Source organism: Paenibacillus sp. F4 (genome assembly GCF_002894905.1).
Classification (GTDB): Bacteria; Bacillota; Bacilli; order Paenibacillales; family Paenibacillaceae; genus Paenibacillus; species Paenibacillus polymyxa_B.
Window position 1 is genome coordinate 167,883 of sequence record NZ_POVS01000013.1, and the last position, 13,631, is coordinate 181,513.

The window sequence follows — 13,631 nt, forward strand, 5'->3', positions numbered from 1 at the left end:
CTGATGCCCTGGAAAGAAATATGGGGAAGTTACAAGGGCCGGATCATGGGGATCACGGCTGGTATTTTTTTCGGTTTTATTTATTTGTGGGCAGGCTTTTGGAATATGTTGTTCTTTGCATTGATGGTGTTCATCGGATATACGCTAGGAAGACGTAGCGATTCAGCGCTTGGTTCATTTCTCCCTTGGAAGGAATGGGGCGATTGGTTGTCGCAGCGTTGGCGTCCTTTTAAATGAACCCTGTGATACGTGTTCTCCAAAATAGAGCTGTAGCTTCTTTGCGCCCAACGTTTTGGAGGATGCGTTCACAGGTTTTTTTGTGGAAATTGGTTAGAATGAAAAATAGATATAGGCAAGCGTAGGAGGCAGGGCATGAAAAGACGTCTGGCGAGGGAATTAGCGGTACAGAGTATGTACCATATGGAAATGAATGAAGTGGATGCGGCAGCAGCCGTGGACATGTTGCTTCAGGAAGCCGCTGAGGAAAACGAAGCGGAAGTTGTCGTTAAAAACGCGGCAGTATTAAGAGCGTATGTTTTAGAGCATGTGCGGGGTACGTGGGAGCACAAGGAAGCCATTGATGGGCTGTTGGTGGATTATCTTAAAGGCTGGCAGATCAGCAGACTTTCACGTGTAGATCGTCAAATTTTGAGACTTGCGGCATATGAGATGATTTTCCGTGAAGATGTTCCAGCCAAGGTAGCTGTTAATGAAGCGATTGAGTTGTCGAAGCACTTTGGTACCGAGGAATCCGGTAAATTTGTTAATGGTGTACTGGGACGAGTGATTCAAGAACTGGAGCAATTGAAAGCACGTTTTTAAGTAGAGACTACTGAATCAGGTTGGAGAGTGGTTAAACATGTCAGCACCGATCATTGATGGTAAACAAATCTCTCAGGATATTCGCGCAAGTATTCAGCAAGAGGTCATTCGTCTGAAAGAGCACCGCTTTCAACCGGGACTGGCTGTTGTATTGGTAGGCGAAGATCCCGCTTCGCAGGTGTATGTTAAAAACAAGGAAAAGGCGTGCCATGATCTCGGCTATTACTCAGAGGTTCACCGGTTGGCAGCAGATACTTCGCAGGAAGCATTACTGGAACTAGTGGACAAGCTGAACCATCAAAGTACTATCCATGGGATTTTGGTTCAACTGCCGTTGCCAAAGCATATTCATGAAAAAGCTGTCATTGACGCGATTGCAGTGGAGAAGGATGTGGATGGATTCCATCCGGTGAACGTAGGGAATTTGGTCATCGGTGACGATAGTCTATTGCCTTGTACTCCTGCTGGAGTCATTGAGTTAATCAAGCGTGCTGGAGTGGAGATTGCTGGTAAACATGCGGTAGTTATAGGTCGCAGTAATATCGTAGGCAAGCCAGTGTCTTTATTGTTGCAACGTGAAAATGCTACGGTTACGATGTGCCACTCCCGTACAGCGAATATCGGGGATCTAAGTCGACAAGCGGATATCTTAGTCGTTGCGATCGGCAAAGCCAACTTTATTGATGCATCGTTCGTGAAGCCCGGAGCGGTTGTGATAGATGTGGGGATGAACCGTCTGGAGAACGGAAAGCTGGCGGGGGACGTTGATTTTGAGAGCGTGAAGCAAGTGTCTGGTCCGATTACGCCTGTTCCCGGCGGAGTAGGCCCGATGACGATTACGATGCTGATGCAAAATACGCTTGTAGCGGCCAAGCGGTCGCACGGTTTGGCATAAGGGCAGCTGCCTATGGCTGAACAACGTATTTACTCTATAAAGGACCTGAATCGTTATATCCGGATGAAACTGGAATCGGATCAGGTGCTGTCTGATGTATGGATACGCGGGGAAATTTCTAATTTTACGCATCATTCGAGTGGTCACATGTACTTTACGCTCAAGGATGAGGGGAGCCGCATACGTTCGATTATGTTTGCAACCCATAATCAGCGGCTTCCCTTCGTACCGAAAGAAGGTACGCGTGTTATTGCCCGGGGAAACGTATCCGTGTACGAACGAGATGGACAATATCAGTTTTATGCGACTCAAATGCAGCCTGATGGTATAGGAAGCCTTTATTTGGCTTACGAACAGCTCAAGCAAAAGCTGGATGCAGAGGGATTGTTTGATACTGCTCGTAAGCGTAATCTCCCTGCCCATCCGGCAACCATTGGCGTGATTACGTCACCGACCGGAGCGGCTGTGCGTGATATTATTACGACACTTCAACGGCGATACCCGCAGGCTGGAATTGTGTTGTATCCTGTGCTTGTACAAGGAAAAGGTGCCGCACCCTCGATTGTCAAGGCAATTGAAGCTATGAATCGTATGCAAGAGGTTCAGGTGATGATCGTCGGACGGGGAGGTGGCTCGTTGGAAGAACTGTGGGCGTTTAATGAGGAAGCGGTTGCGCGCGCCATTTACGCATCGGTCATTCCGGTTATTTCGGCAGTTGGACACCAAACGGATTTTACCATTGCCGATTTTGTGGCTGACTTGCGTGCAGCAACGCCAACCGCAGCAGCTGAGTTGGCTGTGCCTAATCAGGCAGAGCTACGGGATCAGCTGCTCCAGCGTGAGCAACGCCTGCGTAACGCCCTCCGGCAGCGGCTGGAAACCAGCCGCGAACGCTTGGCGAGGCTTCAGCGTTCACCAGTCTTGCTGCACCCACGCCGCTATATGCTACAGCATGCAGAGCGAATGGACATGCTGCAGCAGCGGCTAATCCGCGCAGCGGGTAACCGTTCGCGCTTAAACGCAGAAAAGAACGCACGTATGCGTCAGGTACTAGAGCGGTTTAATCCGCGTGAACAAATTCGTTCGGCACGTAAGCAGACGGATATGGCGCAACGTCAGCTGGAGTCTGCGATGCGTGCTATTACGAAAACGGGACGGCAGCAGTTGCACACGGGAATTCGTCAGCTGGATGCGCTGAGCCCACTCAAAGTCATGGCCCGAGGCTATAGCTTGGTATACGATGAGCAGGAGAAACGGCTGATTAAGTCGCTCAAAGACGTACAGCCGGGAGATTCCATCAAGATTAAAGTAAGTGATGGGCAGTTGGACTGCCAAGTATGGGGAATGAAGGAGGACGCGAAGCACGGTGGCGAATGAAACGGAATTGAATTTTGAAGCGGCTATGGCCGCTCTTGAAGAAATTGTCGGACAACTGGAGCATGGAGACGTTCCTCTGGAGCAAGCCATTGATTTGTTCCAGCGGGGGATGAAGCTGTCTCAGCTTTGCAGTCAAAAGCTGGAGCAGGTCGAACGTAAAATTGAAATGATCGTGGAAGAGGATGGAGATTTGCGCAAGAAGCCTTTTGGCGGCGGATTAGATGAAAACGGCGGTGAAGGGCTTGAATAGACCGTCGTTCAAGGAATATTTAACCGGGACGGCGGATGCGGTTTCGTCTGCGCTGACCGAGCAGTTCCCGGCCGATTGGAACATTCCCGATGTTCTTCGAGAATCTATGAATTATTCACTCACCGCAGGCGGAAAACGGCTGCGGCCTCTGCTTGTGATCGCTGCTGCTGAAGCATTCGGTGGAAGCAGGGAAGCTGCGTTGCCAGTGGCATGTGCGGTAGAAATGGTACATACGTACTCTCTCATTCATGACGACTTGCCAGCCATGGATGATGACGATTATCGGCGAGGTAAGCTGACGAATCATAAGGTATACGGTGAGGCGGTTGCCGTCCTTGCGGGTGATGCTCTGTTGACCCATGCCTTTTACAGCATTGTGCAAGCAGGACGGCGTCACGGTGTTTCATCCGATTCGCTATTGTCCATTGTTGAGGATTTGTCCGAAATGAGTGGCGCGCGGGGCATGGTAGGTGGACAGGTCGCCGATATGTCAGGCGAGCAAGGAATAACGGGGATCGAGGAACTGGAATATATCCATCTTCATAAAACTGCTGATTTGATTATTTTCTCGCTCTTGGCAGGTGGACGGATTGGTGGGGCGAACAAGAGTCAATTAGAGGCGCTTCGCCGCTTTGGACGAGACTTGGGGCTGGCTTTTCAGATCCAGGACGATATACTGGACCTCATAGGCGATGAGAGCAAAATGGGTAAGAAAACGCAAAGTGATGTTGAACAGGAGAAGGTTACCTATCCGTATTTCATTGGTATGGACGCATCTTTGCGGCAGGTGGAGGAACTCACCGCATCTGCTAAAAAAGTGATAACAGAGAGCGGTATTCCCGATTCTTCTCGTTTGCTGGAGATAGCCGATTACCTGATGAAGCGTGATCATTAGTTGCGTTAGAGCTGTTTTGACTTGTCTGCGTTTAAGCACAGTCAAAAAGTGTGATATAATACTTGTTAACTTTACACACAAACTTGAAGGAAAGCGGGGAGATATGCGTGCTGCTTCCACACATAAAGCAACCAGGCGATCTGAAATCACTGTCGGTTGAGGAGTTGGCTTCTCTAGCCGAGGAAATCAGGAGCTTTTTGATTGAGAAGCTGTCCGTGACTGGGGGGCATCTGGCATCGAATCTGGGAGTGGTTGAGCTCACGATCGCCCTGCATTATTGCTATAACAGTCCGAAGGACAAGATGATTTATGACGTTGGGCACCAAGCCTACGTACACAAAATATTGACAGGGCGAATGGACCGTTTTGATACACTTCGTCAGCGTGATGGACTTTGTGGTTTTGTAAAAAGAAGTGAGAGCGAGCATGATGTTTGGGAAGCCGGTCATAGCAGCACTTCTCTGTCGGCGGCAATGGGAATGGCCTTGGCTCGAGATTTGAAGGGCGAGGACAATAAAGTCATTGCAATGATCGGAGACGGAGCGTTGACTGGGGGGATGGCCTTCGAAGCGTTGAATCATATCGGTCATGAGCGCAAAAATTTAATGGTCATTCTGAATGACAACGAAATGTCCATAGCACCTAATGTAGGAGCCATGCATAATTATTTGAGTAAAATCCGCTCGGACCGTCATTATTTGCGAGCAAAAGATGAGCTGGAAGTTTTGCTGAAAAAAATACCCGCGATCGGCGGTAAACTTGCCAAATCGGCTGGCCGTGTCAAGGACAGTCTTAAATATATGATGGTGCCTGGTGTACTGTTTGAGGAACTGGGACTTACGTATCTCGGTCCAGTGGACGGACATGATTTGCCGAAGCTAATCGAAACCTTCCAGCAGGCTGATAATGTCACTGGCCCTGTATTGGTGCATGTCGTAACCACCAAGGGCAAGGGCTATAAACCTGCGGAAGCAGATTCACACAAATGGCATGGAATCAGTCCCTACAAAATTGAATCGGGTCAGGTACTCAAAGCTGTAGGTAATCCGATGTATACGGAAATTTTCGGTCGAACGTTGATTGAGCTGGCTGAGCAGGATGAGCGCATCGTTGCGGTCACGCCTGCTATGCCTGGTGGATCAGGACTGGTACCGTTTAGTAAAGAGTTTCCTAGCCGTATGATTGACGTCGGCATTGCTGAACAGCATGCAGCTACCATGTGTGCTGCGTTGGCAATGGAAGGGATGAAGCCGGTGTTTGCGGTGTATTCCACTTTTATGCAGCGTGCTTATGACCAGATTGTACATGATATCTGTCGTCATAATGCGAACGTAATGTTCGCGATTGACCGTGCAGGTTTTGTTGGGGCTGACGGGGAAACTCATCATGGCGTGTTTGATGTGGCATTCTTGCGTCATATCCCCAATCTTGTGCTTATGATGCCAAAGGATGAGAACGAGCTACGTCATATGATGAAAACAGCGCTCGACTATGAAGATGGTCCAATTGCTTATCGTTACCCGCGTGTTAATGTGGTTGGCGTGCCGATGGATAAAGAATTACAGGCTATTCCCATCGGCAGTTGGGAGCTCCTGCGTAAAGGCGAGGGATTTGCTGTAATCGCATCAGGACCGATGCTCCAGGTGGCGACAGAGGCTGCGGAGGCGATGAAACGGGAAGGTTTGCAAGTGGGCGTCGTGAATGCCCGTTTCCTGAAGCCTTTGGACGAGGATATGTTGCGTGAGCTGGCTCGTCAGCATACGAAGCTGATCGTATTGGAAGAAGCTTCTGAAGCAGGAAGCTTGGGTAGCGCTGTACTGGAATTTTACGCTAAAGCCGAAATACAAGAGGCACAGGTGCGCCTAATGGGGATTCCCGATCTGTTCGTGGAGCATGGCTCCATCAAAGAGCAGCGTGCTGAAGTAGGTCTTACCATTGAAGATGTATGCTTAAAGCTGCGTAAATGGGCTGCTGAGCCGGCATATGGCATGGGACAATCCGTATAGGGTAACTTGAAGTGAAGACCATGACGTTTATAAAAAGTATGACAAGAGCAGCCTGGCTGCCTAAAGGGAGATTAACATGTCTGTTCCGAAGGAACGCATTGATGTATTACTTGTAGAACAAGGCTTTTTTGAAAGCCGTGAAAAAGCTAAAGCTGCGATTATGGCTGGTCTAGTGCTGGCGGACAGCGAACGGATTGAGAAGGCGGGGATGAAGGTACCACGTGCCAGTGAGCTTAAAGTTAAGGGTTCGGTGCATCCGTATGTAAGCCGTGGAGGATTGAAGCTGGAGAAGGCCATCCGTCAATTTGAGCTGGATATGAAGGGCAGGACAATGCTGGATATTGGCTCGTCCACTGGAGGTTTTACGGATTGTGCGCTTCAGCATGGAGCTGAATACGTATACGCCATTGATGTGGGTTATAATCAGCTCGATTGGTCCCTTCGTAATGATGAACGAGTATGCGTAATGGAGAAAACGAATTTCAGATATATGACACCCGCGGATTTGAATGGTTCAGTGCCGAATTTCGCAAGTATTGACGTTTCGTTTATTTCATTACGAATTATTTTGCCCCCGTTGCTTGCCTTGTTGCATCAACCTGCTGATATTGTAGCTCTCATCAAGCCGCAATTTGAAGCTGGACGCGAAAAGGTCGGAAAATCCGGTGTGGTCCGTGATCCTGCTACGCATAAAGAAGTACTGCAGACCATTCTGATGTTTGCGCATGAGCTTGGACTTACGCTGCAAGGTTTGGCTTATTCGCCTATTACAGGTGGAGAAGGCAATATTGAATTTTTAGCGCATTGGCGTTTGGATGGGCTGCCAGCCGCAGAATCGCAGCTGGAGAAGATGGATTTCAGACCACTGATTGAACGTACCGTTCAGGAAGCAGGTCAGACTTTTAATAATGGTCCATCGCGTAAGTAACATTCAGGGGTTCTCCATGAGTTCTGTGAACTCAAGGGAACCTCTTTTTGGTGTGAGGGATTGATTATAGAACTCACGTTCGCCTATAATGAGATGTACAAAGGAAAAGGGATTTTACTTCTTGTCCTAGAATATGTCCATGAGGTGATCGGTCCATGGACACAAGATATGATACGGTTATCATCGCTGTGATCGGGGTGATATTAGGGATATGGGCTTTATATAGCCTACGTGCCTGGTTGAAGGAGCCAGGGCCGCTTGTGCTAAAGACGATACCGATTAACGAGGACTTGGACGAAGGGCCTGCCACAGACCTACTCGAAGAAGCAGGATATGAAGTAGTGGGCGGGAAGATGAAAATACCGCTTGCTTTTAAAGTGAATGGACATACCGTGTATAGCCGTTTGTTTATAGACTACGTGGCTGTACGAAACGGTTCGACATATATGGTCAAAACGTCACGCCGCAAGAAACCAATGGAGTGGAGTGGTCCTGATTTAAGGGACAAGCTCATGCCGTATTTATTGCTCTATCCGGGTTGCGCGGGTGTATTGTACGTTGATACGGACGAGCGAAGTATTCGCCTTATTACATTAGTGGAAGACCTCGAAGAAGAGGAATATGAAGGTTAATCCATAGGAGGATTATATGAAGGGTCAACGACATATTAAAATTAGGGAAATTATTTCACAACATGAGATTGAGACGCAGGATGATCTGGTTGAAGCATTGCGTAAGGCTGGTTTTCAGGTCACGCAGGCGACCGTATCGCGTGATATCAAGGAGTTGCTGCTCATCAAGGTTCCAATGGACGATGGCAGATATAAATACTCGATGCCTTCAGATCAGCGTTACAATCCGGCCCAGAAACTGAAACGTACGTTGGTTGATAACTTTTTGCATATTGACTACACAACCAATCTGATTGTGATGAAATGCCTGCCGGGAACAGCCAACTCGATTGCTGCTTTATTGGACAATATTGAATGGTCCGAGATTATGGGGACGATTAGCGGGGATGATACCATTTTGATTATTTGCCGATCGGAGGAAAACAGCGAAGCTATCGTGAATCGTCTTATGGGCTACATTTCCTAATTATAATGGCTACGCATATTAGGCGTTTTAATTTGTACATCATAGAGGTGAAAGAACGATGCTGGTCACTTTGTCTATACGGAATTTGGCGGTTGTAGAGGCCGTTGATGTTCATTTTTATAAAGGGTTTCATGTGTTGAGCGGGGAAACAGGTGCTGGTAAATCCATTATTATCGATGCGCTTGGGCTGATTGCAGGCGGTAGGGGCTCTGCTGATTTAGTGCGTTACGGTTGTGATAAAGCAGAGATGGAAGCCTTATTTGAACTGCCGGTAAAACATCCAGTTTGGAATACACTTGAGGAACAAGGGATTAAGGCTAATGCGGAGGAGCATTTGCTGATTCGTCGCGAACTTACGGTTCAGGGGAAAAGCTCTTCGCGAATTAACGGCCAGATGGTTAATTTAACGATGCTGCGTGAGGTAGGTGAGCAACTCGTTAATATCCACGGGCAACATGAGCATCAAAGCCTACTACGTGCAGATCGCCATCTGGCGCTGCTGGATACGTTCGGTGACTCGGTCATCGGTCCGGTCAAAACGCTTTATCGGGAGCGTTACAATGCTTTTGTCAAAGCGGAAAAAGAAGTAAGAGAACTGCAAAGCTCAAGTCAAAAGGCTTATCAGCTTTTGGATATGTACCGATTTCAATTAGAAGAGATCGCTGCGGCGGAGTTGAAATTGGGAGAAGATGAATTATTGGCAGAGGAACGGGTCAAGCTATCCCATAGTGAGAAAATGATGGATGGGATATCAGGAGCATACGAACTGCTAAGCGGCAGAGGTGGTCTGGATACGATCAATAACGTGTTGTCCAGATTAAACGATGTCCAAAGCTATGACAGCAAAAGCCTTCAGCCCATTGCGGAGCAGATTCAGTCTGCTTTTTACCAGTTGGAGGACGCAGCATTCCAGTTACGTTCTTATCGTGAGGATATTGAATTTAATCCAGGCAAGCTGCATGAAGTGGAGCAACGTTTGAATCAAATTACCGGATTACAGCGAAAATATGGTGATAGTATAGAGCAGATTTTGGAATACTATAGCCGTATTGAGCAGGAAACCGATCTGCTGGAAAATAAAGATGAGCGGCTGGAGCAGCTCATTGCAAAACGGGATGATTTGCTTTCCGATTTGCTTGAGATTTCGGAAGAGCTTACAGAAGCACGTGAAATTTGTGCTGAAGAGCTTGCAGAGCAAGTGGAGCAGGAGTTAAAAGATCTGCAGATGGAAAGAACGTCACTCAAGGTGCGCATTGATCCAATTGAAGATCCACGCGGATATGAGTATAAAGGTCTGAAGGTAAGACCTACCAAGCAGGGCATTGATAATGCTGAATTTCTTATTTCCCCCAATCCAGGTGAGCCATTACGTCCACTTGGTAAGATCGCTTCAGGCGGTGAGCTATCACGTATCATGTTGGCGATGAAAAGTATTTTTGCGCGTCATGATCAAATTCCAGTACTCATTTTTGACGAGGTGGATACCGGGGTGAGTGGTCGTGCAGCTCAATCCATTGCCGAGAAGCTATATCGATTATCTTCCGTTTGTCAGGTCTTTTCCATTACTCATTTGCCACAGGTGGCATGTATGGCAGATCATCAGTACCTTATTGAGAAAAATGTTCATGATGGACGGACCATGACTCAAATTGAGGGACTTACGGAGGACGGGCGTGTCAAGGAATTGGCACGGATGCTGGGTGGCGTGGAAATTACCGAAAAAACATTGCATCACGCACAGGAAATGCTGAATTTGGCGGAAGGAAAGAAAGCCTGAAAAGAGCGGCTGGCGTAATGTTTAACAGTTATAAAAGCCTGGGGGCAAGGTTACCTTATAGGTACGCAATTGGCGACCACCTTTACTCGTCAAGCGAAAGAAGCAAAGGGAGCGTGACAGCCATTGAATTTTTACTCCAGGATCAAATTGCTCGGTCTTTTGCTTGTTTTTCTTATGTGTTCTCTCGGTAACGCTCAGCATGTGCAAGCTGCGCTGCCTCCACAAGCTTCTTTGGATTTGTTCGGCTCTAAAAGCATGAGGACAACCCAAGAAAGTGTAGTTCCCGATTTAAAAGTATACCCGGGAGGGCAGACAATTGGGGTCAAAGTAAAATCTTCAGGAGTGCTTGTCGTTGGTCACCATATTATTCAGGAAAGTAATGATCGTAAGGTGTCACCTGGTGAAACAGCGGGGATTCGCCTAGGGGATCGGATTACACACATGAACGGCAAACCACTCAATAGCCTGGCAAGGGTTGCTGAGGCAGTAGACGAAGCAGGTAAGAACAAAAAACCGCTCGACATCACGCTTTGTCGAGGGGAGCAGACCATTTCCACCAAGTTAACACCAGCATATGATCAAGATGATAAAGCGTGGCGGCTTGGGTTGTATATTAGGGACTCGGCTGCAGGTGTAGGTACATTAACGTTTTACGCACCCGACCAGGGTGTATACGGGGCCTTGGGCCACGTAATTACCGATATGAATACCCAAACCCCCATTGTCGTGGGGAGCGGAGAGATTGTGCAGTCCAATGTGACGTCAATTGCGAAAAGCCAAAGTGGGGAACCGGGAGAAAAACGCGCTCATTTTCTCAAAGATCATCGGGTATTAGGAAATATTGAACGAAATACGAATTTCGGAATTTTCGGGAAAATGTCAGATGAGCCTCAATATGGATTGTATTCGACTCCTATTCCAGTGGCTTTTGCGAATGAAGTAAAGGAAGGACCAGCAGAAATTTTGACTGTACTGGAAGGTCAACAAATTCAGCGGTTTCAGGCGGAAATTGTACACATTTCTCAGCAGGACAAACCAGCAACCAAAGGACTTGTGATTCGCATTGTAGATCCAAAGCTGCTGGATAAGACCGGCGGAATCGTGCAAGGAATGAGCGGTAGTCCGATCATCCAAAATGGTAAGCTTATCGGGGCTGTGACACATGTATTTGTGAATGATCCTAAATCAGGTTACGGTTGTTTTATTGAATGGATGCTGCGTGATGCAGGAATCATGCAGAATAACGTAAGCTTGAAATCATCTTCTAATCTTAAGGCGAGCTAGTGGCCTTAAGATTTTTTTGTCGAAAAGCAGGGGAATAACTCATAAATGCAAGATAAAGAATCAATTATAATAGAAACTATAAAAAAAATAAATAAAAATAATTTTCGACAGAAGGAATTCATAATTCGATGTCGAAATCATATACTCCGACAAGAAATATTTATATACTGTAAACAGATATCACAATGGAATATCACTCAATGAGGAGGAAGTACATTGCAAAAAATTGAGGTATTGTTGGCTGATGACAACCGGGAATTTACGAATTTGCTTGCTGAATATATTTCCGATCAGGAGGATATGGAAGTTACAGGAATCGCCTATAACGGCGAAGAAGTGCTCCAACGCATCGCAGAATCCCGCAACATACCTGATGTACTTATTTTAGATATTATTATGCCTCATCTGGATGGTCTCGGTGTATTGGAGCGTTTAAGAGAAATGAACCTGACTCCACAGCCGAAAATCATTATGCTGACTGCATTCGGTCAAGAAAATATTACACAGAGGGCCGTACAGCTCGGGGCATCTTATTATATTTTGAAGCCGTTTGACATGGAAGTGCTGGCGAACCGTGTTCGCCAATTAGTGGGGCCGCAGTTAGTTAGCAGCAGTCCGGTGACCATTTCATCCATGCGGTCCAACGTTGTACCTATGGGTAAGACGAAAAACCTGGATGCCAGTATCACGGCCATCATACATGAAATTGGTGTACCAGCTCACATCAAGGGCTATCAATATTTACGCGAAGCCATTACGATGGTGTACAATAATATCGAAATTTTGGGAGCCATCACTAAAACATTATATCCGGCAATCGCCGAAAAGTTCAAAACGACGGCATCTCGCGTAGAACGCGCCATTCGTCATGCTATCGAGGTAGCATGGACCCGTGGAAATATCGACAGCATCTCACACCTGTTCGGTTACACCATTAATATCAGTAAGTCCAAACCAACCAATTCAGAGTTCATAGCGATGGTGGCAGATAAGCTGAGAATTGAGAACAAGGTGTCCTGAAAGGGTCAGAATGATTGACGGAGCAACGGATTTTTGTGTTTTGGCGTTTGTCAATGATAATTGCAGGGATGGCTACTAATCTCCAAAACAGCCGCCCAGATTACCGATAAACTTCTGAATAGTAGACAACTAATACCGCCTTTTTATTGATTCTTCCAAGAACCAATAAGGGGCGGTATTTTTTATGAACGATTTTCAATTTCAACTGGACAATTTAAAGTTTTCTTCAATTATCGTCATTTCATTGCTATCAGTCGTCGTTCTACCAAGGGAGAGAGTTGGAATTATTATTGAACTATTGCTTGATCGACAAGCTCTATAAGAAATATAATTAAAACAATCTTTCAAATGAGGTGAATCGGATGTCATTCCGTATTGTTCGAAGTATTTAGTTTACGGGCTGGAAAAAACGCGTACCAGCCGTCAAGGGGGGGAGGTCTATCCTTTTGACTACAAAAACTAAAATTCTGAATGATATCGGTCTGCTAACCCGTAGTTTTTATCCTTAATTGGAAGGTGGAAGAAAAATGAATTCAATAGAGTATAAAGAGTTTTATGATAAGGTTGGAAAAATCAACGGGTGGGATTTCAGCAATGTGAAATGTATCTCCAAAGGAGTAAAATGGGACTTCTACAATGAAGTAGCGAAGACATGCAAGAAGTCGGACATATTGCTTGACATCGGTACTGGCGGCGGGGAAGCAATTTTATCAATAGCAGAATCTGCATTACTTCTAGTTGGGATTGACCATTCTACCGGAATGATTGAAACAGCAACCAAGAATTCTGCTGAATCAGACATAGCAAATGTTCGCTTTCTCCAGATGGATGCTGATAATCTAAATTTTCCTGAGAACTTCTTTAATGTAATCTCTTCTCGACATTCATGTTTTTATGCAAAAGAAATAGCAAAGGTGTTAGCAAAGGGTGGAATATTCCTGACACAGCAAGTAAGCGAAAACGACAAATTAAATATTAAAGAAGCGTTTGGAAGAGGACAGGCATGGGGTGCTAAGAAAGACTCGTTAAAAGCTAAATATATTACCGAATTAAGTGATGCCGGCTTTAACGATATACAGTCATTTGAATTCAATGCAAATGAATATTATCAGACTCCTGCAGACTTAATATTTCTCTTGAAACACACACCAATTATTCCTAACTTCGGAGAAAAAGAAATTGATTTTCAAATACTCCAACAATTCATTTTTGCTAATCAAACCGAAATAGGAATAAGGACAAATTCAGAACGATTTATGGTGATTGCTAGGAAGTAAAA

14 protein-coding genes are annotated in these 13,631 nt (G+C 46.2%); all 14 read left to right on the forward strand.

The annotated features are described in order from the left end of the window. The first annotated feature begins 3 nt into the window (after positions 1-3). On the forward strand, positions 4-237 hold the full coding sequence (locus C1T21_RS13945) for a DUF2273 domain-containing protein (protein WP_023989248.1): 234 nt from the start codon (positions 4-6) through the stop codon (positions 235-237). A gap of 135 nt (positions 238-372) precedes the next feature. Next, a complete protein-coding gene (gene nusB / locus C1T21_RS13950) occupies positions 373-822 on the forward strand; it encodes a transcription antitermination factor NusB (RefSeq protein WP_013310817.1) in 450 nt (149 codons plus the stop codon). Between the two features lie 37 nt (positions 823-859). Continuing rightward, positions 860-1,717, forward strand: coding sequence for a bifunctional methylenetetrahydrofolate dehydrogenase/methenyltetrahydrofolate cyclohydrolase FolD (gene folD / locus C1T21_RS13955; protein ID WP_103048685.1), 858 nt, complete (start codon positions 860-862; stop codon positions 1,715-1,717). Between the two features lie 12 nt (positions 1,718-1,729). Then, the gene (gene xseA, locus C1T21_RS13960; protein WP_103048686.1) at positions 1,730-3,094 is read left to right on the forward strand and encodes an exodeoxyribonuclease VII large subunit; all 1,365 of its coding nucleotides are present in this window, start codon (positions 1,730-1,732) and stop codon (positions 3,092-3,094) included. Continuing rightward, positions 3,084-3,344: an exodeoxyribonuclease VII small subunit gene (xseB, locus tag C1T21_RS13965; protein WP_013310814.1), complete on the forward strand. Its 261-nt coding sequence runs from the start codon at positions 3,084-3,086 to the stop codon at positions 3,342-3,344. Before xseA ends, xseB begins: the two co-directional genes overlap by 11 nt. Beyond that, the gene (locus tag C1T21_RS13970) at positions 3,316-4,239 is read left to right on the forward strand and encodes a polyprenyl synthetase family protein (RefSeq protein WP_103048687.1); all 924 of its coding nucleotides are present in this window, start codon (positions 3,316-3,318) and stop codon (positions 4,237-4,239) included. The genes xseB and C1T21_RS13970 overlap by 29 nt, the downstream gene beginning before the upstream one ends. Positions 4,240-4,346: 107 nt before the next feature. Beyond that, the gene (gene dxs, locus C1T21_RS13975) at positions 4,347-6,245 is read left to right on the forward strand and encodes a 1-deoxy-D-xylulose-5-phosphate synthase (protein ID WP_039270954.1); all 1,899 of its coding nucleotides are present in this window, start codon (positions 4,347-4,349) and stop codon (positions 6,243-6,245) included. 76 nt (positions 6,246-6,321) lie between these two features. After that, complete coding sequence (locus C1T21_RS13980; protein WP_023989243.1) at positions 6,322-7,173, forward strand: TlyA family RNA methyltransferase; 852 nt, start codon at positions 6,322-6,324, stop codon at positions 7,171-7,173. Between the two features lie 155 nt (positions 7,174-7,328). Further along, positions 7,329-7,805 (forward strand): hypothetical protein, encoded by a 477-nt coding sequence (locus tag C1T21_RS13985; RefSeq protein WP_103048688.1) that lies wholly within the window; start codon positions 7,329-7,331, stop codon positions 7,803-7,805. A 16-nt stretch (positions 7,806-7,821) separates the two neighbouring features. Continuing rightward, positions 7,822-8,271, forward strand: coding sequence for a transcriptional regulator AhrC/ArgR (gene ahrC / locus C1T21_RS13990; RefSeq protein WP_013310809.1), 450 nt, complete (start codon positions 7,822-7,824; stop codon positions 8,269-8,271). Positions 8,272-8,329: 58 nt separating this feature from the next. Then, positions 8,330-10,048, forward strand: coding sequence for a DNA repair protein RecN (recN, locus tag C1T21_RS13995; RefSeq protein ID WP_103048689.1), 1,719 nt, complete (start codon positions 8,330-8,332; stop codon positions 10,046-10,048). Positions 10,049-10,171: 123 nt separating this feature from the next. Next, the gene (gene spoIVB, locus C1T21_RS14000) at positions 10,172-11,332 is read left to right on the forward strand and encodes a SpoIVB peptidase (RefSeq protein ID WP_103048690.1); all 1,161 of its coding nucleotides are present in this window, start codon (positions 10,172-10,174) and stop codon (positions 11,330-11,332) included. A gap of 216 nt (positions 11,333-11,548) precedes the next feature. Then, positions 11,549-12,352 (forward strand): sporulation transcription factor Spo0A, encoded by an 804-nt coding sequence (gene spo0A / locus C1T21_RS14005; RefSeq protein ID WP_023989239.1) that lies wholly within the window; start codon positions 11,549-11,551, stop codon positions 12,350-12,352. Between the two features lie 527 nt (positions 12,353-12,879). After that, a complete protein-coding gene (locus C1T21_RS14010) occupies positions 12,880-13,629 on the forward strand; it encodes a class I SAM-dependent methyltransferase (RefSeq protein ID WP_103048691.1) in 750 nt (249 codons plus the stop codon). Positions 13,630-13,631 lie beyond the last annotated feature (2 nt).

Excerpts from the sequence above, each read along its gene's own strand:
- C1T21_RS13985 (WP_103048688.1), top strand. The coding sequence starts at position 7,329 with ATGGACACAAGATATGATACGGTTATCATCGCTGTGATCGGGGTGATA.
- C1T21_RS13980 (WP_023989243.1), top strand. The coding sequence starts at position 6,322 with ATGTCTGTTCCGAAGGAACGCATTGATGTATTACTTGTAGAACAAGGC.
- ahrC (WP_013310809.1), top strand. The coding sequence starts at position 7,822 with ATGAAGGGTCAACGACATATTAAAATTAGGGAAATTATTTCACAACAT.
- folD (WP_103048685.1), top strand. The coding sequence starts at position 860 with ATGTCAGCACCGATCATTGATGGTAAACAAATCTCTCAGGATATTCGC.
- C1T21_RS13945 (WP_023989248.1), top strand. The coding sequence starts at position 4 with ATGCCCTGGAAAGAAATATGGGGAAGTTACAAGGGCCGGATCATGGGG.
- xseA (WP_103048686.1), top strand. The coding sequence starts at position 1,730 with ATGGCTGAACAACGTATTTACTCTATAAAGGACCTGAATCGTTATATC.
- nusB (WP_013310817.1), top strand. The coding sequence starts at position 373 with ATGAAAAGACGTCTGGCGAGGGAATTAGCGGTACAGAGTATGTACCAT.
- recN (WP_103048689.1), top strand. The coding sequence starts at position 8,330 with ATGCTGGTCACTTTGTCTATACGGAATTTGGCGGTTGTAGAGGCCGTT.
- C1T21_RS13970 (WP_103048687.1), top strand. The coding sequence starts at position 3,316 with ATGAAAACGGCGGTGAAGGGCTTGAATAGACCGTCGTTCAAGGAATAT.
- C1T21_RS14010 (WP_103048691.1), top strand. The coding sequence starts at position 12,880 with ATGAATTCAATAGAGTATAAAGAGTTTTATGATAAGGTTGGAAAAATC.